Here is a 25,322-nt window from a genome sequence, read left to right as displayed (position 1 = left end):
TAACGGACCGACTTCAGACGGCCTTCGACGCTGCATTCGCAATGCTCACCGTGCTCGTACTGCTCACCTTCGAGCTATTGGCCCCGCTGCGTCAGAGGCGGAAGCTACTCTCAGAATCCAAGTACCTAGACGAAGGAGTCAGCCATGTTGGACATCGCAATAATCCTCGTCCTCGGCCTCGCTGGCCTATTCGCCATCGCCACCGCCCTCCGGCTCCTACCCGTCGCGCTCATCGGCACCGCGATCTTCTCCTGGATCGCGATCTTCGGCTTCGGCGTAGACGGATGGACCTGGCTAATCGCAATCGGCTCGACAGTTGCCTCGTTGATGCTGATCTTTGGAGGCCACGAACGACATCACGACGCTCTCTAGCGAGAGTAACAGCATCTAGGCGCATCAAACAATGTCGTAGTACTATTACTCGACGACCCTATTGAGACACGGGCCACGCAGATCGGAACCAGAGGCAAACCGCCACCAAACGCCGATCGGTGCGGGAAACCGGTCATGACCTGGAAGCCGGCGGCCTCGACGAGGGGCTCACCGATGTCGCGGATGACCTCGCGGTCCGTCACGGTCGTGTCCCGGCAGTTGTCGCCGATCGTGCGGCCGTTGACGGTGAGCGCGTCCTCGTGGAGGAGACCCTGCTTCATGAGCTCGTTGACGACCGCGGGGACGCCGCCGGCGCGGAAGAACTCCTCGCCCAGGAAGCGGCCGGCCGGCTGCATGTCGACCAGCAGCGGCACCTCGTGCCCGTGCTCCTGCCAGTCGTCCAGGTCCAGCTCGACGCCCAGGTGACGGGCGATCGCGATGAGATGCCACGGCGCGTTCGACGAGCCGCCGATCTCCGAGCACACACGGATCGCGTTGAGGAAGGACTCGCGCGTCATGACGTCCGACGGCTTGCGGTCCGCGTACGCCATCTCCACGATCTGGCGGCCGGTCTGATACGCGATCGTGGGGCGCTCCTGGTAGGGCGCGGGGATCGCGGAGCAGCCGGGCAGGCTCATGCCCAGAGCCTCCGCGACCGCGTTCATGGTCGAGGCGGTGCCCATCGTGTTGCAGTGGCCGATCGACGGCGAGGACTGCTTGACCATCTGCCAGTACTCGTTCTTGTCGATCTTCCCGGCGGCGAACAGATCGCGCGCCTCCCAGTCGATCGTGCCGGTGCCCACGCGGCGGCCCTTGTACCAGCCGTTGAGCATGGGTCCGCCGGACAGGACGATCGCGGGGATGTCGACGGTCGCGGCGGCCATGAGCAGCGCCGGCGTCGTCTTGTCGCAGCCGGTCGTGAGGACGACCCCGTCCAGCGGGTAGCCGTGGAGGGTCTCGACGAGGCCCAGGTACTGGAGATTGCGGTCCAGCGCAGCGGTGGGGCGCTTGCCCGTCTCCTGGATGGGGTGGACGGGGAACTCGAAGCAGATGCCGCCGGCCTCGCGGATTCCCTCGCGCACGCGCTTCGCCAGCTCGATGTGGTGGCGGTTGCACGGCACCAAGTCGCTGCCGGTCTGGGCGATGCCGATGATCGGCCTGCCCGACTGCAACTCCTCCTGGCTGAGCCCGTAGTTGAGGTAGCGCTCCAGTATGAGGATCGTGGAGTCCGGCTCATTGGGGTTGTCGAACCACTCCTGCGACCGCCACCGCAGCGGGACGAACCCGTCGTCCGCGCGGGCGATGCCGTCCGCGTCATCGCCGGCGACCGCACTGCCGGGGAAGCCGTCCGGGTTGTAGCCGCGGGTGTGGGTGCCCGGGTAGGCGTGCACTCCGGCGACGGGCGACTCGTCGGGAGCTGACAATGTCTCCGATGACATCGCTACCACCTTCGGTGAGGGGCGGACGGGGCCGCGCCCGCCGCATCGCATACAGAACACCGTGATCCTATACGACGTGGGAGCCGAATGGGCCCCCGCACACAGGTATGTCTGCGGGCACTGCGGACGCGCCCGAGGCCGCCGCGCGTGACCGGCCCGCCCAGCTCCCGGCGGGGTCGGGTCCAGTCCGGTTCCGTCAGAGGAGACGGCCACGGATCCGCCCAGAGGGCACGCCGGCCACCGTCGTGCCGGGTGCGGCTCCGCCGGACATCTGGGGCGCGAAGCGCTGCAGGGAGTTCTCCAGGTGGAGGCGCATCGCGGCCTCTGCGTCGTCCGGACGACACTCTGCGACAGCACGGGCGATATCCCGGTGCTCGTCGAGCGTCACGTCGAAGTGCTCCCCCAGCGTCCGGGAGCCCTCGATGTCATCGCCGTAGAGGCGGAAGAGATGCAGCTGCGCGTGGAGGCTCTCGAACGCGGCGAAGAGGAACGAGTTCCCGGTGGCCTGCTGGATCGTCTTGTGGAACAGCTCATCGTGCATCGCCAGGTGGGTGCGGGAGACCTGCCCGCTGGCACGGAAGTCGTCCACCTGGCGCACCAGGTCGCCACCGGGGTTCGTCATGCGGTCGGAGGACAGGACGCGCGCGGACCACGGCTCCAGGAGCATCCGCACCTCGAACATGTGCCGGAACTCGATGGCGTCCAGCAGTGCGGTGGTGGAGTACCCGCGACCCTTGACGCGCTCGACCAGCCCGTCGCCCTCGAGGTGGTGGAGCGCCTCGCGCACCGGGGTCTGGGACACGCCCAGTTCGCGCACCAGCGCGTCGATGTTGATCTTGGTCCCGGGGCGCAGGTCGTTGCGCACGATCTTCTCCCTGATCCGGTCGTAGACCGATCCCGTCTCCATGCGCTCCCCTCCAGTGGTCGCCCGTCGCACCCTGTTCGTCTGTCGCACCACAGTAGTCGCACGGAGGCCGGAGCCCTGCCACGGTCCGGATCTCAGCCCGGTCACGGAGTTGAAATTGATCTCGATTTTCGCTTGATCCGTTGCTACTGTCTTCCGAGGCGGGGACAGGGTGACTGTCGAGCGTGCACAGTGGCACGGCCCGCCGGCCCGATGAAGGTGCGGACGACTCAACGGAGAGTGACGAGCATGGCAGCAGTGAACACAGTGAGGACCGCGGGGATCGCCGCGATCGCAGCGATCGGCCTGGTCGCCAGCGGATGCGCCGGCAGCGCCGGGTCCTCCGGCGGCGGAGGTGCAGGCGGAGGCGACGGGTTCGAATTCGGCGCATCGCAGGAGGAGGTCGACGCAGTCCTGGAGGATCTGGAGCCCGTCGAGATCACGTATCAGGCCGGCGCGCAGTCCCCGCAGTCGGTCTCCGCGCGCAACGGCCACGGCTTCAAGGAGTACGTGGAGGAGCGTTCCGGCGGGAAGATCACCGTCGACGTCGTCTGGGGCCAGGCGATCGCCGGGTACGGGGAGATCGACGATGCGCTGCAGGACGGTCGCGTCGACGTCTGCTACGCCCTGCCCATCTACAACCCCACGGAGCATCCGCAGTTCAACGCGCTCGCCACCGCGACGGCCGGCATGCCCAACTCCCCCGTCGTGGGCGAGATGGTGGGCAACGCCGCACTGGTGGACCTCGCGTGGAACTCGCAGGAGCTGCTGGACAACTACGAGGAGCAGGGACTCGTTCCGCTCACCCCCATGATCAGCACCGGCTCGTACGTGTCCGTCTGCGCGGACGAGGGCACGTCGCTGGACGACATGAAGGGTCGTCAGATCCGTGTGGCGAGCGTGGCGCACGAGAACCAGGTGACGGCCATGGGCGCCTCCCCCGTCTCGATGGAGTACGTCGAGGTGTTCGAGGCGCTGCAGCGCGGGACGGTCGACTGCACGTTCGCCCAGACCCTCCCCTCGGAGGAGAGCGGGCTGTTCGAGGTGGGCAAGCACGTGGCCTACACATCGGAGAAGAACAGCCTCTCCGGCCGATCCGCGGGTGCGAACCTGGCCGGCACCGGATTCAAGAAGCTGCCGCTGGCCTACCAGCAGATCATCTTCGACTCGCAGATGGACGGTTTCGCGGACAGCAATGCGGTCATCGCGGAGGGCCATGCCCGCTCGATGGTCCAGCTGGTGGAGGCCGGCGGTGAGATCAGCCCGATGGCGGAGGACACGGACAAGAAGATCGGCGAGACCAACGATGCGCTCTTCGAGGAGATCCAGGAATCGGGAATCATCGGCACGGACGTCCGCGCGCGCACGGCCGAGGCCGTCGAGAAGTGGCAGGGGATCGTCGCCGAGGCCGGGATCGAGGACGGCGGCGGCTACGAGGACATGAACGACTGGTACGTGGAGGAGGACATCGACTTCGACGCGATCGCGGAGCAGCTCTTCCAGGAGGCGGCACTCCCCCACCGTCCGGGGGCCTGACGGTCGCGTGGCGTGAAGCCCTGAGATGTGTCAAGCCCAGAGGGGATGACTCCCTGAGGGGATGAGGAAGGGGATCCGATCGGTGATCGGATCCCCTTCCTCATGCTGAACCGGCGTGACGGGCGGGCCCTGGGTGCAGACCCCGCCCGTCACAGCCGGAGCCGGTCAGGCCTTCGTGCGACGCGACGCGCGAGCGCTCAGCAGCACACCCAGTGCCAGGAGCGTCATGCCCGCCAGGAGCGCTCCGATGACCGAGGTTCCGGTGCGCGGGAGAGTCCCGTCGCCGCCCTTGCCCGCGTCGTCGTCCTGCTTCCCCTCCTCTCCCGGTGCGCACTCGTCGCTCGAGCCGTCGTCGTCACCCGGGGTGGTGTCGTCGCCCGGGGTGCAGGGCTCCTCCTCCGGAATGTCCGCCTCGATCGTGTTGGTGAGGGTGACCTCGACGGTCGTCCTGTCACCGATCGAGAAGGTGTCCTTCGAGAACTCGTGGCCCGACCACGTCCCGCCCTCGATCGCGACGGGCGCGACCTCCGCGAGCGTGACCTCAGCCCCGAACGGCAGGGCGTCGCTGGTGACGACGGTGCCGTCGGCCCGGACCGTCAGCTCACCGCTGCCGGCCTCGAAGCCGTTGCCGGCCGGGTACGAGTACTCCACGGTGAACTCGGTCAGCGGGTCCACCAGCGCGGTACCCGACCCCTCGAGGACCTTGAGGATGGAGAAGTGTCCGCCGTTGAGGTCGTGCGTGTTCGTCAGCAACACCTCGACGGTCGTCCCGTCGCCGATCGTGAGCGTGTCCGTGGAGAACGCGAAGTCCACCCACGTGCCACCCTCGATCTTCACGGGCTCCACCTCCGCCAGCGTCACGACCGCACCGTACGGCAGAGCCTCAGAGGTGACGGCCTCGCCATCGGCCTTGACCGTCAGCGAGCCACTGCCGGCCTCGAAGCCGTTGCCGGCCGGGTACGAGTACTCCACGACAAACTCGGTGTCCGCGGGCACCAGGCCGGAGCCCGGTCCCTCGAGCGCCTTCGAGACGGAGAAGTAGCCGTCGTTCAGGCCGAAGGTGTTCGTGAGCGTCACCTCGGCAGTCTTGCCGTCACCGATCGTGACGACGGACGGGCTGAACTCGTACGAGGACCAGGTCGCGCCCTCGACATCGACCGGAGTCGCCTCGCTCAGGTGGACCTCTGCGCCGTAGGGAAGCGGACCGCTGGAGACGGGCTCGCCGTCTGCGTTCAGCTGGAGCTGCCCGGAACCGGCCTCGAAACCGGGGCCGGACTCGTACTCGTAGTCGACCGTGAACGTAGCGTCCTCGGAGATCAGGCCGGCGCCCGAGCCGTCCAGCACCTTGACGACGGAGAAGTCGCCGGTGTTGAGCTCGATCGTGTTCTCCAGTCCGATCTCAGCGGTCGTGTCCTTGCCGATCGTGAGCGTGTTGCCCGGATCCCAGGACGCGCCCGTGTAGGTGCCGCCCTCGGGGTTCGACGGCATCTCCTCCTCGAGGGTCACCTGGGCGCCGGTGGGCAGGTCCGACACCGTGACGGGCTCGCCTCCGGCGGTGACCGTGAGCGTTCCGCTGTCGGCCTCGAAACCCTCGCCCTCCGGGTACGACCAGTTCACCGTGAACTCGGTGCCCTCGCCCACCAGGTGCGCGCCGTTGCCGGTCACGGACTTCTGCACGCTGAACGCGCCCAGGTCCAGTTCGATCGAGTTCGTGAGCGTCACCGCGAAGCTGGTCTCGTCACCGATCGTGAAGGTGGAGTGGTCGAACTCGGAACCGGTCCACGTCGCCGCGGCGATCGGGCCGGGCTCGACCTCGGACAGGGCCACCTCCGTGCCGTACGGCAGCGGATCAGCGGTGACGGACTGGCCGTCGTTCAGGACGGTCAGCGTCCCGGATCCCGTTGCGGGGTCCGCGGAGAGTCCCTCCGGCAGCGTGTAGTCGTAGTCCACCGTGAACGCGACGTCCTCGCCCACGAGATGAGCTGCATCGCCCTCGACCGCCTTGGTGACGGAGAAGGTGCCCTCGTTCAAGGTGATCGGGTTGTCCAGGTCGATCGTGATGACCTGGTCCTTCTGGATCGTGAAGGTCGTCTCGCTGAACTGCGGATCGCCCCACGTGCCGCCCTCCGGGTCCACCGGGTTGAGCTCTTCGAGGGTCACCGTGGCGCCCGCGGGGATGTCCGCGCTGGGTGCGGAGGTCTCGCCCGCCTTGACGGTCAGCTCACCGGAGCCGCCGTCGAAGCCATGGATGCCCTCGTAGCTGTAGGTCACGGTGAACTCCGTGCCCTCCGGGATGAGCTCCTGGCCGTCACCCGAGGTCGACTTCGTGACCTGGAAGCTGCCCAGGTCCTGCGTGATCGTGTTCGTCACGTCGACCGTCACGACCTCGTCCTCACCGATGGTGAGCGTGTCCTGCGATAGCGTGGGCTGCTCCCACGTGCCGCCCGGGACCTGCGGCAAGTTGATCTCCTCGAGCGTCAGCTCTGCGCCCACGGGGAGCTTCCCGCTCTCCACGACGGTGCCGTCGGCCGGCAGCGTGAGCGTGCCGGAACCCGCCGGGAAGCCCTTTTCCCCGTTCGCCGGGTAGCTGTACGCGAGCGTGTACTCCAGGTCGTCCGACAGCGGGACGTCGTCCGGGTTCTCGATCGCCTTCGCGGCCTTGAAGCTCCCCCGCTCCAGCATCGCCCGGTTGGTGAGCTTCAGCTTCGTGATGTTCCCCAGGTTCCCGTTCTCGACGCTGAAGGTCAGTTCCGTGACGGGGTCGCCGAACTCATCGGTGGAGACCGGGTCGTCCCACGTGACGTTGTCCGGGTCCGTCGGCTTGATCTCCTCGATCGTGACGGTGGTGTCGCGGAAGATCTCCTCGCTGGTGAAAGTGTCGCCGGCGCGGAACGTCTTCGTGACGGTCTTCCTCTCCTGGCCCTTCTCCTGGTAGCTGTACGTCACCTCGAACTGGGGGTTGAGGGTCGTGTCGCCCTGGAGCTCCTTCGTCACCTGGAACTTGCCGAAGTTGCGGCCCACGATGTTGCCGCCACCGGTCTGGCGACGCGTCTGGACCTTCTCGATCGTCTTCTTCTCACCCGCGATGGTGTACTCCGCGCCGTTGTAGAAGAGGCGGTCGCCGTTGGGCTGGAGGTCGCCGGGCGTGTTCACCTCGACGTGCCACTGCACTTCGTAGAAGGTGCCGTCGGTGCCGCGGGTGCAGTCGGACTTGATGCCGTCGACCACGTCGCAGGAACCGCGCGAGTAGTCGGAGCCCAGGCCGGACTCGGTCGTGAAGGTCGCAGTGCGGTAGTCATCGCTCCACTGCACCTTCCCGGCATCCATCGTCCGGTAGTCCAGGCCCTCGCGACCCCACGAGTTGTACGACTTCGACTTCGCCTCGAGCACGCGCGGGTATGCGCCCTCGCGCAGCAGGGTGTAGTCGTCCTCGTCCATAATGTCCGTGACAGTGACCGTCTCGCCGGCCTTCATGCCCTGATCCCCCGCGGGCAGGCCCACGGTCCAGACGATCCGGTCGTTGATGTTGTCGTACCAGCCCCGCTTGCCGGGCCGCTGCTGGCCGGACGTGCAGTCCTCCGTGCACCAGTTGACGTTGCGGTGCAGGGTCACGGTGTTGTCGAACCCGCCGATGTCGAACGTGCGCTCGACCGTCTCCTTGTTGTTCTCCGTCACGGTCACCCGGAGGAAGAAGTCACCGGAGACTTCGTACGGGTTCGCGTTGATGAAGTCCTCATCAGCGGTGCACGTGATCGTGTTGTTCTGGACGGTGCACTCACCGGCGGTCTCGCCGTCGGGCCCGGCCAGACCGAAGCGGTCGTTGCTCGCGGAGAGTCCTGCCGGCAGCGCCAGCTCGACGCGGACGGGGTTCTGCGCCCGGTCCTCGATCTTCCACTCGACATTGAGCCGCTGCTGCGTGCCGCTGGCGAACGCGTCGTTCTCGAAGCTGATGTCGGTGAAGACGATCGGGCTGCCGTCCGAGGGCTCGCTGCCGTTCGCGAAGGCCTGCTGGGGCACCAGCAGGGAGCTGAGCGCCAGCAGCAGCGTCAACAGCAGAGCCCAGGGTCGCGCGAGCGCCGCCCGGGGTACGGGTGGACGTGGAGACATGGATTTCCTTCCGATTCGTGCACGAGCGACTGCGCTTCCGGCGATCGCGGGGTTCGGGTCTCGACTCCCAGGGGGACCCAGCACTGTGCGCCCCGTGTCGAGAGACGACCGAAGCGTGATCCGCAGCGCTGCCGTCACCAGGAGCGACGGCATGAGACTAGTGATCGCATGCGCACGAACTGAGCGTTTCCTGGGAATCCAGCGGATGATTCACCCTGGAATTCACCCCCTGAGGCGAAGCTGATTCCACCTAGTACGATCGTATCTCAGTGCGAGGTCCGTTCGCATTCCGAAGAAGGAGGGAGCGCCGTCTGTGATCGTTCGCAGCGTGCCGCCCTCCTACATCGCCTCGCACCCGCACCCCTCCCGGGAACGGTTCTCCGCCCGGCTCCGCGGCACGGAGACGGTCCTCGTCATCCACGCACCCCACGGCACCGGACGCCTCTGGTTCGCCCGTTCCTGGTCCCAGCAGCAGGACGTCCCGGTCGTCTTCGTGACGGACGAGACCATCCCCCCGCCCCACACCGGCTTCACGACGGCATCCACCCTCGCGCAGGCGCTCGCAGTGCTGTCACCCGACCCCGCCACTCCCACGGCCCCTCCGTCGCGGGTCGCCGTCATCATCGACTCCCTCGACCTGGACTGGGGATCGCTCGCGCTGGTCGACTGGGCACAGGAGGAGGTCTCCGATCTGCTGCTGACGCCCGATGAGATCGCCTCGCTCACCCCGTCCGGAGACGCGGCCGGCCTCCCCGCCCAGCAGGTGCACCAGCAGACGGGAGGCTGGCTGGACCCCGCCTATGCCCTCGCGCAGGACGGTGCAGCGTCGACCCCTGCCCTCACAGCGCTCATGCCGTCGCTGGCGCACTGGATCGAGCGCATCGATGAGGGCTGGAACATGGCGAAGGCCGCCTACCTCGAGCCGATCACGGACCACACGCTCGAGGTGTACTTCGACGAAGTGCACGGCCGGGCCCCGTCGCTGTCGACCTTCGAGGAGGTCGGCCTGCTGGTGGACGACGGAGACGGGGGCCTCATCATGCCGGACCTCATCCGGTCCGGGATGAAGGAACTCGTCCACCGCAACGATGCCGCCCTGTCCGCGGAACTGGCGCCCAAGGCCATCGAGGCGGTCGCGGATGCGGAGGGCGCACTGCCGGCGATCAGCCGTGCGTGGGCCTCGCGCCAGTGGGGCGTGCTGGCACGCCTGCTGGAAGAGCGCTGGGCGGACCTGTTCACCTCGGACGCCCGGACCCTCCGGAAAGCCCTGGAGATGATCCCCAGACGGATGCTGAACCACCTGCTGGGGGACTTCGGCACGGCGGCGCTGTACATCCTCGCGGGGGCGGGCCCCCAGGGGATGAACTTCATCCTGCCCGACGGTTCCGTGGAGTACGCCCACGACGCCGCCGCGCAGCGCATCCGCACGCGTATGACCGCGCTGTACCGCGAACCGGGGATCCAGGCACTGTCGTACGGCCTCGTCGAGGTCGGATACCTGCGGATCATGGGTCACGACCTGCATGCGGCGGACGCCGCCCGCCGGTTGCTGGCAGCGACCCGGCGTGTCGAGACCACGCGTCGGATCAGTCCGCAGCTGGCGAGCATCCTCCATCTCCACGCTGGAGTCGCGCTGGAGTTCGCGGGCGACCTGGCCGGCGCGTACAAGGCCAGCCTGGAGGGCTACCGCCGCGTCGACGGCACGGACCGCATGTTCCTGCTGGCGGACTGCAGCTCGAAGCTGGCCGTCATCAGCGCGCTGCGCGGCGACACGGAGGAGGCGCGCCACTGGATCGAGATGCATGCGCAGTCGATCGACCGCGTGGGCTGGGGCCGGGCCACCGTGGGTCGGTCCGCCGTCCTCGCCCGCGCATTGGTGGCGCTGACGGAGCTGGACCTCCCCCGCGCGGATGACATCCTCCGGACGCTTCCGGCGGAGCCCGATCAGGACGAGACGTGGCAGATCCACGCGTATACCTTGGCGCTGCGGGATCTGGCCCACGGTGAGCCGGAGAAGGCCCTGTCGCTGGCGCACCGGGTGCGGTACGAGTACGCGCATCCGGCCACGATGCCGCTGGCGCGGCAGCTGCTGGGGCTCATCGAGCACGCTGCCGCGACCGACGGGGCACTGCTGCCGCTCGACGTGGAGGCGGAGGACGACGCGATGACGGGCTTCGCCCCGCTGGCGGTCCTGCGATCCCATCGCGCACTGCTGATGGGTGACGCCGACCGCGCCGCGTCACTCCTCACGCGTGCCCGCGTCGAGACGACCGGCACGCGCTGGCGGAACCTCGCCCTGCAGCTGCAGGCGATCCTGGGCCGTCACGACCGGGAGGACATCATCGACCACCTGGTCACCGAGGTGGCCCACGGCCGGGGAGAACTCCCCGACCTCGTGCTCCTGCGCCTCCACGGCGCCCTTGCGGAAGAGCACCTGCAGCGCCTCGACCCGGTGCCCCAGGACCGGCTGCGCCAGATACCCGCCCACTTCGTCGCGGAGCGCCGCCGCCCCGTGCTCACTCCGCGCGAAGCGGACGTCCTCGACGCCCTGCGTCAGGGGCTCACCCGCGCGGAGATCGCGCAGCAGCAGATGCGGTCGGAGAACACGGTGCGATCGCAGGTTCGCAGCCTCTACCGCAAACTGGAATCCGGGTCGCTCGAGGAGGCGCTGGCCACCGCCCGCCAGTACGGCCTCTGAGTCCCACCGTCCTCACGGGTCCCGCAGTCCCACCAGCATGATCCACGCGAGCGCCGGCAGCGCGTAGAGGACGACGGAGGCGAGCGCGATGAAGCGCCCCGCCACCGGCCGGGGGATCAGGAGCAGCGGGCTGGCTCGCAGACCCAGCGCCCCGATGGTCTCGGCGACGACCAGGGGCGCCAGCGCGAAGCCCAGGTTCCCGCCCAGGGAGAACCACGACATGAGGACGTGCTCGCCGTCGCTGATCTCCCGCGCCCTGCCGGCACCGGCCGGGTGGTAGGCGGCGACGCCCACGCCGGACACGGATGCCGCGATCGCGGTGAACCAGAACGAGTCGACGACGCCCACCGCCGCGATCCCCGCCCCGGCCTACAGGATGCTGACGGGGATGAGCCAGCGCATCGTCCACCGGTCGCCCAGCGCCCCGGAGACGGGCTGGACGACGGAGGACACGAGGGAGAACGCGAGCACGATGCCCGCGGTGCTCATGCACTCAGACTGCCGTGCTCGTCATGGACTCGCCACCGTCCCACCTGGGCCGGGTGCGACACCTGCCGTACCGGCCCGATCACCGGCGGGCGGGGTCGCAGGCGCGACCGCGAGGACCAGGAGGGAGACGCAGATCGCGGCGATCCCGGCCCAACCGATGAGCGGCAGCCGCTCGCCCACGATCGTCACGGCCAGGACGGCCGCGACCGCCGGCTCGGTGAGGGTGAGAGTCGTCGCGGTGCTGGCGGAGACGCGGGTGAGGCCGAACCCGAATGCCAGGTAGCCCAGGAACATGGGCACGAGTGCCATGTAGGCACCCACCGTGAACGCCTGCGTCGAAGCGAACAGCGGTGCTCCGGTGGTCGCCAGGACTGGCATGAGCGCCAGTCCGCCCAGGCCGAAGATCGAGCCCATCGCGGCGGCGCGCCCCACACCCCGCTGCATGAGGCGGTGCGCGCTCCAGGAGTAGAGGGCGTACGTGGCGCCGGCGACCAGGCCCAGACCCACACCCGCCGCCGTGCGCATGAGGTCTGCGGGCGCGTAGTGCATCTTCGCGACGCACAGCACCGCACTGCCTCCGATGCCCAGGACCGCGGCGAGCACCCACCACGTGCTGGGTCGCCTGCGCTCCAGCACCATCTCGAGGAGGCCGGACGCGATCGGGGCGGACCCCAGCGAGACGACGGTGCCGATCGCCACCCCGGCCAGGTGCATGGAGCTGTAGAACGCCAGCGGGTAGATCGCGACACCTGCAGCGCCCGCGAGGATCGTGCCCGTGTGCAGACCCACTGCCGCACGCTCCCGCAGCAGCGCGGGAACCGCGATGAGCCCCTGCAGGAGGCCGCCCACGCCCAGGGCGGCCGCTCCCATCGCCAGCGGACCCACGCCCGGGGCGAAAGTCGCCGCAGTCCCCGTGGTGCCCCACAGGACGGCTGCGACGAGGACGGCAAGGACGCCGGACAGAGACGTCCGGCTCACAGCGCGGTGATCATGCGTGCAGCGATCCCGCGCGCCCGCTTCAGGCGGTCCGAGGTCCCCTCGAGTCCCGCTCGGGCGACGGCCCCCTCGAGCAGGAAGCTGAAGTGCTCCGCCGTCTCCCGTGCGGTATCCGGATCCGTCAGTGCGCCGAGGTCGTCTGCGAGTATCCGTTCGACGTGCTCTTTGTGCCGTCGAACCGCCGCACGCCCGGGCGCACCGGAGGGGAGCTCTGCGGCCGCATTGAGGAGCCCACAACCGCGGAAGCCGAACTCGTAGGCGCCGTTCGCGTGGTCCAGGTATGCGTCGAAGACCGCCAGCACACGATCGGCCGCCGTCGACGCAGCGGCGGCACGGACGGCGTGGAGTTCGAGCCACTCCTGGTGCCGCTCCTCGATGTAGGCATCCACCAGGTCTGCCTTGGAGGCGAAGTTGTTGTAGAGGCTCTTCTTCGCGACGTCGGCCTCAGCGATGATCGTGTCGATCCCCGTCGCGGTGATCCCCCGGTCGTAGAACCGCTTGGCCGCGGCCTCCAGCAGTCGTTCGCGCGCTGCACCCATGTCATCCCCACTCGCCGGCCAGTCAGTAGGTAGACCAGTCTACCTACTTTCGCGCCGTTGTCATCGGGCGGCGGCGCGTTCTCCTCGACCGGAGCCCTGCGACAACCAGACCAGCACGACGCAGGCGAGCGCTGCGACGGCTCCGGCGGTGAAGGTGGTGAGGAACGCGGACAGGACCGGGACCTCGGCGCCGTCGGCAATGACGACACGGGAGGCGAGCACCATGCCGGTGACCGTCGCACCGGAACTGGTGCCGACGCTGCGCATGAGCGCGTTGACGCCCACGGCGGACCCCGTCGCCTCGCGCGGGACCTCCGCCATGATGAGCGTGGGGATCGCCGCGTACGCGACCGCCACGCCCACGCAGGACACGGTGCCGGCGAGGATGAAGTGCCACACCTCGTCCTGCCAGAGCAGGACGAGGCCGTAGCCCGCGGCCCCCACGAGGGCGCCGGTGCAGGTGGAGACTCGGGCTCCGTAGCGGTTCGTGATCCGTGCACCCACGGGGGCGGCCGCCATCATGGCGAGCGAGGGCGGCACCAAGGCCATGCTGGACTCGAACATGGTCAGGCCCAGGCCGGCCTCAGTGTGCGCGGGCAGCTCCAGGATCTGGAGGTAGGCGACCTCCATGACGAAGAAGGAGAATCCCAGCGCGACGGCGCCCAGGTTGGTGAACAGGACCGGCCTGCGGGAGAACTGGCGCAGGTCGACGATCGGCTCGTCCAGCCTCAGCTCGAAGAGGACCCACCCGGCCAGCACGAGGACTCCTCCCCCGACGACGCCCAGGGTCAACGGCGAGGTCCAGCCCCAGAGCGGTCCCTGCGAGACCGCGATGAGAATGCCGGACAGGCCGACACCGAGGCCGGCCGCACCCAGGAGGTCCACCCTGCGGCCCGTGCCCGGCGAGCGGGGAACGGTGAACCAGACGACGAGCAGATTGGCGACGCCCAGTCCGACCGTCGACCAGAAGAGGGCCTTCCAGTCGCCCACCTGGACGATCCAGGCGGCCAGCGGCAGTCCCAGTGCGCCGCCGAAGCCCAGGCTGGCGCTCACGAACGCGATGCCGGTGACGCTGAGGCGGCGGTCCGGCAGGTCGCCCAGGATGGAGATGCCCACGGCGATGACGCCCATGCTCACGCCCTGGAGGGCGCGTCCCAGCAGCAGCCACCAGAGTCCCGGCGCGAGCGCGGCGATGAGGGAGCCCAGGATGAGGAGGACGACGAGGGCGAGGAGGACGCGGCGCTTGCCCCACAGGTCGGCGAGGCGTCCGGATATCGGGGTCGTGACGGCGGCGGCGACGAGGGAGACGGTCAGGACCCACGCGGTGGCGCTGCGGGTCGAGTCCAGGAGCTCCGGCAGGTGGTTCTGGATGGGGACGACGAGCGTCTGCATGAAGGACACGCTGGTCGCCGCGAAGGACAGGGCGACGACGACCGCCCAGGGCGTGGCCGGCAGCGGAGCATCGGGCGTCGAGGGAGTCCGGGGATCACGCACGCGGCATCGTCACCTGCATGTGTGTCAGTCCCATATGCGGAGCTTATCGTCCGTTCGGTGCGGCTGGGTCGCACACTCACGGGGAATCAGTCTGCGACTGCCGGCGTTCACCTGGCATGAAGGCCTTCGGATTCCTCAGCTTCGGTCACTACGGAGCCCCCGCCAGCGGATACACCGCACGCGACATGCTCACCCAGGCGATCGACCTCTCGGTCGCAGCGGACGAGATCGGGGTGAACGGCGCGTACTTCCGCGTCCACCACTTCGCGCGGCAGGCAGCCTCACCGTTCCCGCTGCTGTCCGCGATCGCGGCACGCACCCAGCGCCTCGAGGTGGGCACCGGGGTCATCGATCTGCGCTACGAGAATCCCCTCTATTTCGCCGAGGAGGCCGCCGCGCTCGACCTCATCGCGAACAACCGGATCGCGCTGGGCGTGTCCCGCGGCTCACCCGAGCCCGCGCTGCGCGGGTGGGAGTCCTTCGGCTACACCGGCTCCGAAGATCCCCGCGGAGCCGACATCGCACGAGCGACCTTCGACCGAGTGCTCGAGGCGATCTCCGGCCGACCGATCGCGCCGGCAGATCCCGCGCAGTTCGGGCCCGGTCAGAAACTGCCGCTCGAGCCCCATTCCCCCGGCCTCCAGGAGCGACTGTGGTGGGGTGCGGGTTCCCGCGACACCGCGGTCTGGGCGGCGCAGAAGGGCGTCAACCTCATGAGCTCGACGCTGCTGACAGAGGCGACCGGACAGGCGTTCGGCGACCTCCAGGCGGAGCAGATCGATCTCTACCGCCGGGAGTGGGCGAGCGCGGGACACGCACACACGCCGCGCGTGTCCGTGAGCCGCAGCGTTTTCCCGGTCGTGAGCGCCGAAGATCAGCAGTTCTATCAGCTGCGCCAGGGCCAGGGCTCGGATCAGGTGGGCATCATCGACGGGTTCCGTTCCACCTTCGGCCGCACATACGTGGGCGAGCCGGACGAACTCATCGACGAGCTGAAGAACGACGCGGCCGTCATGAGCGCGGACACCCTCATGCTCACGATCCCCTCGCAGCTGGGCGTCGACTTGAACGCACGCCTGCTCCACTCCTTCGCGCAGCACGTCGCCCCGGCACTGGGCTGGGCGTCGAACCGCGAAGGCCCGGTCCAGGGAGACACGATCGACTGACTCGCCTGAGCCGATTGACCCCCATCGAATACGAGACCATCATGAACCCCACCGCGGCCCTCGCGGCCTGACACCCCGACTGTCACCTATCCGTGCGGCAGTCCCAACAACATGTGCGTGTGCAGCCCGTGCACGAACGCCGTGGGGTCCATCACCCGTGCCGCGGTGAACATGATCGGTCGCAGCCATTCTTCGATCGCCAGCCGTTCAGCGACCGTCTCTGCCACGTCAGCCACCTGGTCACTCCGGTCACCCTCGGCCCGTACCAGCTGCTCCTCGACTGACAGCCCGTCACCGTCCCGCTCCGCCAGCAGATCGCCGTTGCGCTTCGACTCCGCTTCGATCCGGTCCGCGCTCCGGTACTGAGCGATCCGGTTCACCCAGCTCTGAAGCGCCCCCAGGTTCGGGTCGAAACGCCCACGGGACTTCCAAGCCGACAACGCGACCTCACCGGCGACGTCATCAGCCCACCGGGACAGTCCCACACCGCGGAGCTTTGGAGTGATCACTCTCACGCGAGCCTGGTCGACGGCCGCCATCAGTTCTTCCCCGGTGAACGGCGACTCGTCACTGCCCGCCCTCAGCATCTGGTCTTCTGCCTCTTGCATCGCCAGCTCCCCCAATGCGTCCGCCCGCTCAGGCGGTCGCCCTCTCGTCGTCGAGGATTTCCACCCCGGCGGCGCGCAGCACTCGCTCCTGCACCACACCGCCGAGCTATTCGAACACGCTCCGCTTGATCACCGCGGGGAAGGGGTCTTCCCAGATCCCCCGGCACGCCGGACAGTTCACCTTCAGCAGTCCCTGCTCCGCGTGCTCCGGGATCGGGCACGGAGGTGACTTCTTCCGCTGCACCCCACCAGCCGACCCCTCGACCGCGGCCGGGGTCGCCCCAAACCGGGCCAACAGCTCTGCGCGGGTGCCTGCCGGATCATTGGTGATTGCGGTGCGCACGAAGCTCGCCGGACGGCCGACCTGGCGACGTGACCGCGCGAGGATCGCGTCGACCAGCCACACCAGCTCGTCACGACCGGACTCAAGGCCGGTGGCTTCGACCACCTGCGCACCCAGCACACCGAGGTCCACCCCTCGCCAACGCCCCAGCTCCGCCCGTGCCTCGTCGTCGGCAGCCCGCCTGGTCTCGTGGGTGGTTGGGTTCGGCTGCGATGAGCTCTGATCGTCGTCTTCGTCATAGACGGCTCCTGCCGCCGCCGCACCCGTGGAAGAAGATGACGATTCACTATGACGGTTAAGACGCGCGCGCACGTCCTCCCTATTCGCGCGCGTGGGAAGTGCCACTGTGTCCCCTCCGAGGGGACATGGTGTCCCCTGGGGACCCGAGAGGACACTGTGTCCCCTCCTGGGATCATGCGGATCGTGTGGGTCAGGGGTCATGGTGTCCCCTCCTGCCACCACAGGAGGTGCCACTGTGTCCCCTCCTGCAATCTCAAGGGAGGACACTGTGACCCCACTTGAGAATCCAGGCCCCGGTTTCCGCTCCTCGACCGCCTCGACAGCGTCATCGACGGTCCTCGCAATCGGCTCCGCGACCACTTCCGGGTGGAACACGTACCCGTTGCCAGCGATGAAGCCCGATACCCGCTTACGACGCTCGGTGCTGATCAATCCCAATTCCAGCAGCCGGCTGATCGCCCGCTTCACGGTCCGCTCCGAGAGCCCGGACTCCCGCGCCAGTGTCTTCTGGAAGGGGAAGGCGTACCAGCGGCCCGTCTCCTCATCCCATGACGAGTTATCGGCCAACAGGAGCAGTACGAACCGTTCCGAGCTCGACAGGTTCATCGGCTCGAACACCTGCCGTCTCGCCCACGTCAACATGTCAGTCGCCACGACCAGTCCTCCTCTCGTCCTTCTCGCTACGAGGACGCTGGTCCTCGACGTCCCTCCGGACCTGTTCCGGATCCTGGCCCTCGACCAGCTCCAGGAGCTCGTCAAGCAGGTCGAACTGTCCGTCGATCATCACGACTCCCTCTGCCCTGCCCCGACCGCACCGTCGTCGGCCGGGGCTTCGATGAACACGTCCGGACGTTCCTCGCGCAGCTTCGCCAGCCGCCGCCGACCGGTCTTGTCGCTGAACCCGAACTCACGTCCAAGGTCCGCCCCGCTCGTGTCCTCACCAACCGCGGTGCGCTGAGCGACGAACGCAGCCACCTCCTCGAGGTCCTCCCCGGACGTGCCCGCCGAGCGCCCCCGCTCGCTTCTGTGGAGGACTTGGCACCATGTGTCTCCTGCGCAGTCACCAGGTGCAGAGGACGAGAAACCGTGGGCAGTTCGAACTTCCCCTCAGCAGCGAGGACCGCAGCCTGTTCCACCCGCACGTCACGCTGTGCACGCAGCACCGCCAGCCTGGTCTCGTGCTCCTCACGCGCGATCGCGGCGTCCTGGGCCGCCCGCTCCTGCCGAGTTTCCCTCTCCAGCCGGTTGCGCTCCCGATCGGCCTGCTCGGCATGCCACTCGGCTTCCGCCTGCAGCTCTCGTCGCCGGGAGATCGGATCCTCCACCGCCACACGCGAGAGCTGCTCGGTCGCGGTGAACACCGCCACCGGCACCATGCCCGCGATCACCGCGCCAACAACCGGCTGCCACGACTCTCCCGTCGTGTCGCCGTACGCGAGGGAGTGGGCGGTGTTCGCCACGATCGACAGGCCCGTGAACACCCCGAGCATCAGCCACGACAGCCACGTCCTCTCCCCTCGGGCCTTGTGGATCAGCACCGATCCGGCGTACACGAGGATGCCGGTATCGATGAACGCAGGGACTGACCAGTGCATCCATTCCGGCAGCCCCAGCCACGCCGCGACCTCCATCAGCGCGACGAAGCTGATTGCGAAAGCGACCAGCCCAGCGAAGGCGACACCAGCGGTGATCGTGCGGATGAACCGTGGATCATCCGGGTTGATCCGGGAGGTCTTCGTTATCCGCAGTGACGACGGCACGTCTTCTCCGGTAGCGTTGCCCGTACCGTGATCGGTGATCGAAATACCTCTTGCATCGCCCGTTCCGGTAGTGGTGGCCTCGCTCCTCCCCGGGAGCGGGGCCACCGTGCTTCCTCGGCCGTCATCGGCCTGCGGGATGGATACAGGCTCGCCCGCCCCGGCGGTCTGTTCACTGCTCACCCAGCGAGTCGTTTCTGCGGTCACTGCTCGTCACCTCGCCTTGTCTCGCGCGTGGTCATCGGGTGGGGCCAATCGTCGGACCCTCGGGCATCGCGGCCGCACTGATCGCGGCCACACGCGCTGCTCGTTCCGTGTCCGAGATCGAGTTCCAGTCGTGTCGGAACACCTCGTCTCGCACCTTCTGCCGGCTCACGCGGATGACTCGCGTCGGTGCTTCCGGCAGGGCCGGTGCCGCCTCGTCGCGGCCGGTCTTGGGCTTCTTGGGCGTCTTGTTCGCGCTCATGCTCGCGCCCTCCTGGCGTTACCGTGAGTGACTGCGCTGAGGTTCGTGGCCGTCTTCTCGACCGACCCGAGAGTGTCCGGGTTGCCCAACGCAGCGGTCACCTGACCGGACTCGTGTCCGGCCATGACCGCCAACAGGTCGGACAGGACCGCCATCGTGTCCGCGACCTCGACCGCGAGGTCGTCCAGCCGGTCAGTGTCGAGTCCGGCCGGATCGACGTGACCGGACGACAGCGCCAGCTCCAGCGTCTTGGCGCGCTTCTTCGCGACCGGCAAGGGCGCCGATCCGCTCGTGTGCAGCTCCGTGATCAGGCGGTTGATCTGGTGTCGGCTCAGTCCCTGGTGACCGGTCATGTCCACCGTGACCGGCTCAATCCCGAGGTCGCCGGCCAGGCGGTCACCCCCGGTCAGCTGACCGTTGGACGTGTCCGGTTCCTCGATGATCTCCGCGTCGAGGATCTCCGGCCCAGATCGCTCCGGAGTGACCGTCCGAGCTCCAGTTGCCTTCTCCGGCATCCTTGCTGGCCGCTCACGCCCGTCGAGACCGATGACTCGATCAACTGCGTCATTTGACGCAGTTGCCTGGTCAAGCCGCCGCCGGACGGTTGCCTCACTGAATTCAGTCGCGGCAGCAATTCCTCGGATACTCATCCCGGCAGCCCGCAGCTCAGTGATGACCTGCTCTTCAAGCTCTTTCGGGGGTCTAAGTGACACGTCGACAAACTCAGCATCGAGATAGTCCTGCCAGGACACGTACCCCAGAGCAGTCCAAATGCGACCACGCCACGCCGCGTCGATCTTCGAGCGGAGCGCTCCGTAATCGCCTTTGAGCTCTTCCGTAAACTCCCGGGCCTCGGCAGCGGTGAACGAGCTGACCAGAGCGGTGCTCATCAGACACTCACCTCACCGGACTCACGCTGGTCCTCGTCGACCCCTTCTACAAGCCTGTCGAACGGAATCCGCAGTGCAATCGCTAGCTGAATGAGCTCGCCCACTCGCCACTCGGTACGTCCATTCAGCCGAGACGAGAACACGCCGGGCGCGAGTCCAATCGCCGCCGCAGCCTCCTTCGCCTTCCGATTCGATCGACCAAGCTCCGCCTTGATGTTGCCTCTGAGTGCATCCTGGTATCTCATGGTCGCTACGATAGTCACCACATGACTACACGACAAGCATGTCGTGTCGTGTAGTGAATATTTCTTCTTTCCCGTGCAGCCAACATGCACAATCAGCGGTACCCTGGTCACATGACAACTACCGCAGACGCGACCGCGTTTCAGTTGGAAGCGAATCTGAAAGTAAGTGGAGAGATCCGAGCATGGTTGGCCCGCCGCGGCCTGCGACAGGCATGGCTGTCGGACGTCCTTGGTCTCAGCCAGTCGGTTGTATCAAAGCGCCTGCGCGGGCAACTCTCATTCACGGCCCCGGAGCTACTGATGATCGCGAGCGCTCTCGACATCTCCCTCGGGGAGCTGCTCGGCGGCATCGTGAATGAGAGGAACCCCCAGCCAGTGGCTGAGGGTTCCTCCGTGGTGGCGGGGGGAGGATTTGAACCTCCGACCTCCGGGTTATGAGCCCGGCGAGCTACCGAGCTGCTCCACCCCGCGGCGCACGTTCTACTATACGGCAGTCCTGACGTGCGTCCAAATCCCTGATGGTGACCTTGTTAACACTGCCTGAATCGCCGAGGCGGCGGTCACCGCAGTGGTGACCGCCGCCTCGGGCGTGGGGCCGGCAGGTTCAGTTGCCGCCGTCGGTGGCAGCGTCACCGGGTTCGGTTTCGCTGTCAGCCGGTGAGGCCTCGTTCTCCGCCTTCATCGCCTCATCGAGGGCCTCGCGCAGACGCTGCTGCGCTTCGCCGTAGGAGGCGAAGTCCCCGTCCTGCAGGGCCTTGTCGGAGTCCTCCATAGCCCGCTTGGCCTTGTCGAGGGCGTTGGCGAGAGCCTGGTCAGCAGTCTCCCCCGGCTGCGTGCCGCCAGTAGCGCCTTCCTCATCCTCCTCAGGCGCCTGCCCGGCGTCACCGGCCTGGGCACCAGAGTCACCGCCGAACACCTGGTCAAGGGCGGCATCGAGAGTCGGGGCGAAGCCGATCTGCTCGCCGAAGGCCACAAGCACGCGCTGCAGCACCGGGTAGGAGGTCTCACCGGCCGAGCGGACGTAGACCGGCTGGATGTACAGCAGGCCGCCGGCCACCGGCAGGGTCAGCAGGTTGCCGTTCTGCACCTGCGACTCACCCTGGCGCAGCAGGTTGAGGCTCGACTGGATCTCAGGCTCGGTGTTGAAGTTGTTCTGAGCCTGGCCCGGGCCGGGGAACGTCGTGTTGCGCGGCAGCTGCAGCAGACGCAGCCGGCCGTAGTCCTCACTCTTCGTTCCGGCCTCCTCACCGGCATCGGCGTTAGCCGCCAGGAACCCGGTGAGGTTGTTGCGCGTCTGGCCCTGCGCCTGGCGCGGGATGAACGACGAGGTCAGCGAGAACGACGGCTTCTCCTGGCCGGGCATGCGCAGCGTCAGGTAGAACGGCGGCTGCAGGAGGTTGCGCTCCTGGTTGACCGTCGGGTCGGTCGGCAGCGTCCAGAAGTCCTGGCCGGTGTAGAAGGAGTTCGCGTCGTCGACGTGGTAGCGGGTGAGCAGCTGGCGCTGCACCTTGAACAGGTCCTCGGGGTAGCGCACGTGCGCCATGAGGTCTGCGCTCATCTCATCGGTGGACTTGAACAGGCCCGGGAAGATCTTCATCCAGGTTTTGAGCACCGGGTCGTCATCTTCCCACTCGTAGAGGTCGACTTCGCCGTCATAGGCGTCGACGGTGACCTTGACCGAGTTGCGGATGTAGTTCACCTGCTGCGGCGGCAGCGCCTGCTGACTGCCGCTTCGCTCGGTGTTCGAGTCCTGGGTGGCGTCCTGCAGCACCTGCGGGGTCGAGTACGGGTAGTGCGGGCTCGTCGTGTACGCATCGACGATCCACTTGATGCGCCCGTCGATGACAGCCGGGTAGGGGTCGCCGTCGACTTCGAGGAACGGGGCGACGCGCTTGATGCGCTCGCGCGGGGTGCGCTCATACAGGATCTGGGATTCGTCGTTGACCGCATCGGAGAGGACGATCTGCTCGTCCTGGAACTTCACGGCGTAGACGAGACGGTTGAAGAAGTTGCCGACCGACGGCCCGCCCTCACCGGAGAACGTGTTGTACACCTGCGCCTCACCGTCGTCGCCATCGGCGGGATAGTCGATCTCGCGCGGGTCGGCGCCGTCAGGTGCGCCGACGATCGAGTACAGCGGTGAGCGCTCTCCGAAGTAGATGCGCGGCTCGTACTCGCCGAGCTCACCGGTCGGCGGGATGTTTGCTTCGAGGAAGGACGGCTGTCCGTCATTGCCCTGACGGTTGCCGTACGCGGCGACGACACCGAAACCGTGGGTGTAGACGACGGCCTGGTTGAGCCACGAGGATTCCGCCTGCGATTCCGGGTTGAGCTCACGCAGCGCGATGACTGTGTCCTGCATCTCACCGTCGACGCGGTAGCGGTCGACGTCGAGCTGTTCGGGGAAGCTGTAGAACGGGCGCTGCTGCTGCAGCTGGCGGAACGTATCGGACACCAGGTTCGGGTCGAGCAGACGCACCGAGGCGGCGGTCTCGGCATCGGCGCGCAGCGCGCCGGGCTCACCTTCGGTGGTCGGCGAGTACGGGATCACATCGACGTCCTGGATGCCGTAGGCGATGCGGGTGGCGTCGAGGTTGCGCTGGATGAACTCGCGCTCCAGGGACTGCTCAGAAGGCGAGACCTGGAACTGCTGCACGGCAGCCGGCAGGCCGATGACCGACACGGCGCCGAGGACGAGCAGCATGATGACCGAGACGATCGAGAGCTTCCACATGCTGCGGAAGGCGTTGGCAAGGAACAGCAGCGCGACGACGAGCGCGGCCAGGGCGATGATGAGCATCGCGGGCAGCGTGATGTTGCTGGTCGTGTAGGTGGCACCGGTGACGATACCGCTGGTGTTGGTCAGCGACTCGTAGCGCAGCACGAACAGGCGGGCGGCCTGCAGCAGGATGAGCACGCCGGCGGTCACGGCGATCTGCACCTGAGCCGCGCGGGTCATGTCGAGACCGCGCTGCTCGCCGGGGCGCAGCCCGCCGAACAGGTAGTGGGCGACCAGCGAACCGATGAAGGCCAGCAGCGCGACCATTCCGAGGTAGTCGACGACGAGGCGGATGACCGGCAGCTGGAAGACGAAGAAGGACACGTCGTGGCCGAACTCGGGATCCTTGATCCCGAACGGGGTGGAGTGCAGGAACATCTGCACCTGCTGCCAGGAGGCTGACAGGGCGATGCCGCCAAGCACACCGACGACGAGCGAGGCGACGACGGTGACGACTGCGCGCAGCGGCTCGATGGCCTCGCGGTAGCGGTCGAGGTTCTCCTGCTGCGGCGTCGTGGGCACATAGACCGGCCGCTTGCGGTGGGCCAGGTTCAGGCACAGCCACAGCGGTGCGGCCATGAGGAGCACCCCGACGACGAACAGAATGATCTTCGTGACCCATTCGGTGGTGAACACCTGCAGGAAGCCGAGCTGATCGAACCACAGGATGTCGGTGTAGACCTGCGCGAACACGACGAACAAGCCCAGCACCACGGCCACGCCGATGAGCGTGAGGACCAGCGGCGAGACCTTCGTCGACCGCCCTTGCGGCCGACCGGGCGAACCGGGCTTACGGGGTTGACCGGCGGAAAACGTCACTCGTTCCCTTTCGTCGAAGCGGTGTCATCGCGCGCCCTGCTGGGCGTCGCACTGCGGAAGGCTGTCGGTGTTTCCTGCGGCGATGTCCTCGACCGCAGCGTGGGCATCGGACAGCGTGTCGATGCGGACCACATTCAGATCTGTGGAGGCGGCGGCGTCGACCACCTCGGCGCAGTTCTTCGCCGGAGACAGGAAATACTCGGCACCCGCGTCCGAGGCAGCGCTGACCTTCTGCCGGGCCCCGCCGATCGGGGTGACGGTCCCGGCGGCATCGATGGCGCCAGTGCCGGCGATCGGCTTGCCGCCGGTGAGGTTGCCCGGGGTGAGCTCGTCGATGATCGTCAGGGCGAAGATCATGCCGGCTGAGGGCCCGCCGATGTCCTTGACGTTGTAGATGACCTCGAACGGGAAGTCGAAGCGCTGCTGCATCGAGATGCCGATCATCTTCTTGCCGTGCACCGGCTGGGGCTCCAGATCGACAGACAGCTCTTCGTCCCCGCGCTTGAGGCCCAGCTGCACGCTGCCCTCGGATTCGGTCACCGCCGAGGCGACGGCAGTCGCAGCGTCGGGATCGCCGCCGAGTCTGGTGCCGTTAATCGAGGTGATCTCGTCTCCAGGCTGGGCCTGGCCGTCTGCTGGGGAGCCGGCGACCACCTCGGCGACGGTGGTGACAGAGGAGTAGTCGATGCCGAGCTCGCCGAGCGCAGCGGCGGTGGCGGTGTCCTGTGAGGAGGCCATCTGGGCGGTGTTCTGGCCGGTGACGTCCTCGCGGGTGGTCGTCAGCGGATAGTAGGACTCATTGGGCACGACGGTGTCGGTCCCCTTGATGACCGAGCGCAGTGCTTCGGAGGCGTAGACGTTGTTGCCCGGGCCGCCGGCGACGGCGACGGTGAGCATGTCGAGCTGGCCTTCGGCCTCATAGGTTTCGGTGCCGCTGATCGTGATGAGATCTTTACCGTCGACCGGTTCAAGGGTGTTGACCACTGGGCCGGGCATCTGCAGCAGGTAGGGCACGGGGATGAGGGCGCAGGCGAGGACGAGGCCGTAGGTGATGATCCCGGAGAAGATCCCGCCGGAGCGGGCGCGGGGCTTGCGGGCCGGCTTCTCTGCCGGGGCCGCGGCGGCATCAGCGCTGGTCGCGCGGGTCTGCGGCGCGCCGACGGGGGCGGGCTCAGGCGCGTGACCCGAACCGGCTCCGACGTTGTTCGTCACGTGGTTCAACCCTTTCGATACGCACCAGTGAACAGACCTGATCCAGTCTAGACGAGGCACCGGATGGGAACCACTCAGGAATCGGCTGTCCGCAGGCTGTGAGCAGGGCGGTCGGTGCGCATTTCGCCGAGGACGAAACCACCGCCTCGGGACCGGTGGTTCGGAACATTTGACCAGCTTCTCCGGTTAGCCTGACATGACTACCACCGCCCGCACCGAACCA

General features: G+C 67.7%; 20 protein-coding genes and 1 tRNA gene. 5 read left to right on the top strand and 16 right to left on the bottom strand.

Features of this window, described 5'->3' with window-relative positions; all coding sequences use genetic code 11:
* Positions 1–144 precede the first annotated feature (144 nt).
* Positions 145–372, top strand: coding sequence for a hypothetical protein (locus tag B4E96_RS08410; protein ID WP_286957155.1), 228 nt, complete (start codon positions 145–147; stop codon positions 370–372).
* Here the strand turns inward: B4E96_RS08410 and B4E96_RS08405 are convergent.
* Together B4E96_RS08405 and B4E96_RS08400 are read right to left on the bottom strand one after the other, a co-directional pair.
* Complete coding sequence (locus B4E96_RS08405; RefSeq protein WP_286957154.1) at positions 369–1,811, bottom strand: dihydroxy-acid dehydratase; 1,443 nt, start codon at positions 1,809–1,811, stop codon at positions 369–371. The two genes, B4E96_RS08410 and B4E96_RS08405, sit on opposite strands and share 4 nt — an antisense overlap.
* A gap of 196 nt (positions 1,812–2,007) precedes the next feature.
* Positions 2,008–2,718, bottom strand: coding sequence for a GntR family transcriptional regulator (locus B4E96_RS08400; protein ID WP_286957153.1), 711 nt, complete (start codon positions 2,716–2,718; stop codon positions 2,008–2,010).
* 246 nt (positions 2,719–2,964) lie between these two features.
* Between B4E96_RS08400 and B4E96_RS08395 the strand changes: the two genes are divergently transcribed.
* Positions 2,965–4,251 (top strand): TRAP transporter substrate-binding protein, encoded by a 1,287-nt coding sequence (locus B4E96_RS08395; RefSeq protein WP_286957152.1) that lies wholly within the window; start codon positions 2,965–2,967, stop codon positions 4,249–4,251.
* A 165-nt stretch (positions 4,252–4,416) separates the two neighbouring features.
* Here the strand turns inward: B4E96_RS08395 and B4E96_RS08390 are convergent, their stop codons facing one another.
* Positions 4,417–8,358 carry a DUF5979 domain-containing protein gene (locus B4E96_RS08390; protein WP_286957151.1) on the bottom strand — a complete coding sequence of 1,314 codons (3,942 nt, stop codon included), beginning with the start codon at positions 8,356–8,358 and terminating at the stop codon, positions 4,417–4,419.
* 313 nt (positions 8,359–8,671) lie between these two features.
* On the opposite strand from B4E96_RS08390, the gene B4E96_RS08385 reads away from it, so the two are divergent.
* Complete coding sequence (locus B4E96_RS08385) at positions 8,672–11,056, top strand: LuxR C-terminal-related transcriptional regulator (protein ID WP_286957150.1); 2,385 nt, start codon at positions 8,672–8,674, stop codon at positions 11,054–11,056.
* A gap of 12 nt (positions 11,057–11,068) precedes the next feature.
* Here B4E96_RS08385 and B4E96_RS08380 read toward each other — a convergent pair whose 3' ends face one another.
* The 4 genes from B4E96_RS08380 to B4E96_RS08365 form a co-directional block, all read right to left on the bottom strand.
* Positions 11,069–11,404, bottom strand: coding sequence for a hypothetical protein (locus B4E96_RS08380; RefSeq protein WP_286957148.1), 336 nt, complete (start codon positions 11,402–11,404; stop codon positions 11,069–11,071).
* 162 nt (positions 11,405–11,566) lie between these two features.
* The gene (locus B4E96_RS08375) at positions 11,567–12,523 is read right to left on the bottom strand and encodes an EamA family transporter (protein ID WP_286957147.1); all 957 of its coding nucleotides are present in this window, start codon (positions 12,521–12,523) and stop codon (positions 11,567–11,569) included.
* Positions 12,520–13,080 carry a TetR/AcrR family transcriptional regulator gene (locus tag B4E96_RS08370; protein WP_286957146.1) on the bottom strand — a complete coding sequence of 187 codons (561 nt, stop codon included), beginning with the start codon at positions 13,078–13,080 and terminating at the stop codon, positions 12,520–12,522. Before B4E96_RS08370 ends, B4E96_RS08375 begins: the two co-directional genes overlap by 4 nt.
* A gap of 60 nt (positions 13,081–13,140) precedes the next feature.
* Positions 13,141–14,574 (bottom strand): MFS transporter, encoded by a 1,434-nt coding sequence (locus tag B4E96_RS08365; RefSeq protein WP_286957145.1) that lies wholly within the window; start codon positions 14,572–14,574, stop codon positions 13,141–13,143.
* 116 nt (positions 14,575–14,690) lie between these two features.
* Between B4E96_RS08365 and B4E96_RS08360 the strand changes: the two genes are divergently transcribed.
* Entirely contained in the window at positions 14,691–15,740 is a 1,050-nt protein-coding gene (locus B4E96_RS08360; protein ID WP_286957144.1) for an LLM class flavin-dependent oxidoreductase, read from the top strand.
* Positions 15,741–15,826: 86 nt separating this feature from the next.
* Here the strand turns inward: B4E96_RS08360 and B4E96_RS08355 are convergent, their stop codons facing one another.
* The 6 genes from B4E96_RS08355 to B4E96_RS08330 form a co-directional block, all read right to left on the bottom strand.
* Positions 15,827–16,348: a sigma factor gene (locus tag B4E96_RS08355; RefSeq protein WP_286957143.1), complete on the bottom strand. Its 522-nt coding sequence runs from the start codon at positions 16,346–16,348 to the stop codon at positions 15,827–15,829.
* Between the two features lie 106 nt (positions 16,349–16,454).
* Positions 16,455–17,585 carry a helix-turn-helix domain-containing protein gene (locus tag B4E96_RS08350; protein ID WP_286957142.1) on the bottom strand — a complete coding sequence of 377 codons (1,131 nt, stop codon included), beginning with the start codon at positions 17,583–17,585 and terminating at the stop codon, positions 16,455–16,457.
* Between the two features lie 101 nt (positions 17,586–17,686).
* Positions 17,687–18,895: a DUF2637 domain-containing protein gene (locus B4E96_RS08345; protein ID WP_286957141.1), complete on the bottom strand. Its 1,209-nt coding sequence runs from the start codon at positions 18,893–18,895 to the stop codon at positions 17,687–17,689.
* Between the two features lie 31 nt (positions 18,896–18,926).
* Positions 18,927–19,154 (bottom strand): hypothetical protein, encoded by a 228-nt coding sequence (locus B4E96_RS08340; RefSeq protein ID WP_286957140.1) that lies wholly within the window; start codon positions 19,152–19,154, stop codon positions 18,927–18,929.
* Entirely contained in the window at positions 19,151–20,044 is an 894-nt protein-coding gene (locus B4E96_RS08335) for a hypothetical protein (RefSeq protein WP_286957139.1), read from the bottom strand. The genes B4E96_RS08340 and B4E96_RS08335 overlap by 4 nt, the downstream gene beginning before the upstream one ends.
* Entirely contained in the window at positions 20,044–20,289 is a 246-nt protein-coding gene (locus tag B4E96_RS08330) for a hypothetical protein (protein ID WP_286957138.1), read from the bottom strand. The genes B4E96_RS08335 and B4E96_RS08330 overlap by 1 nt, the downstream gene beginning before the upstream one ends.
* Positions 20,290–20,373: 84 nt before the next feature.
* Between B4E96_RS08330 and B4E96_RS13390 the strand changes: the two genes are divergently transcribed.
* Positions 20,374–20,727, top strand: a complete 354-nt coding sequence (locus B4E96_RS13390) for a helix-turn-helix domain-containing protein (RefSeq protein WP_414632687.1) — start codon at positions 20,374–20,376, stop codon at positions 20,725–20,727.
* Here B4E96_RS13390 and B4E96_RS08325 read toward each other — a convergent pair.
* From B4E96_RS08325 to B4E96_RS08315, 3 genes are all read right to left on the bottom strand, one after another.
* A tRNA-Met gene (locus B4E96_RS08325) sits at positions 20,684–20,760 on the bottom strand. The genes B4E96_RS13390 and B4E96_RS08325 overlap by 44 nt on opposite strands.
* A gap of 133 nt (positions 20,761–20,893) precedes the next feature.
* Entirely contained in the window at positions 20,894–23,887 is a 2,994-nt protein-coding gene (locus tag B4E96_RS08320; protein ID WP_286957137.1) for a UPF0182 family protein, read from the bottom strand.
* 24 nt (positions 23,888–23,911) lie between these two features.
* Positions 23,912–25,099, bottom strand: coding sequence for a YlbL family protein (locus B4E96_RS08315; protein WP_286957136.1), 1,188 nt, complete (start codon positions 25,097–25,099; stop codon positions 23,912–23,914).
* Positions 25,100–25,322: the final 223 nt, after the last annotated feature.

It is taken from the genome of Brevibacterium sp. UBA7493 (assembly GCF_002479565.1).
GTDB lineage: Bacteria > Actinomycetota > Actinomycetes > Actinomycetales > Brevibacteriaceae > Brevibacterium > Brevibacterium luteolum.
Note: the sequence above shows the minus strand (reverse complement) of the source record. Positions and strands in the feature narration are given on the sequence as shown.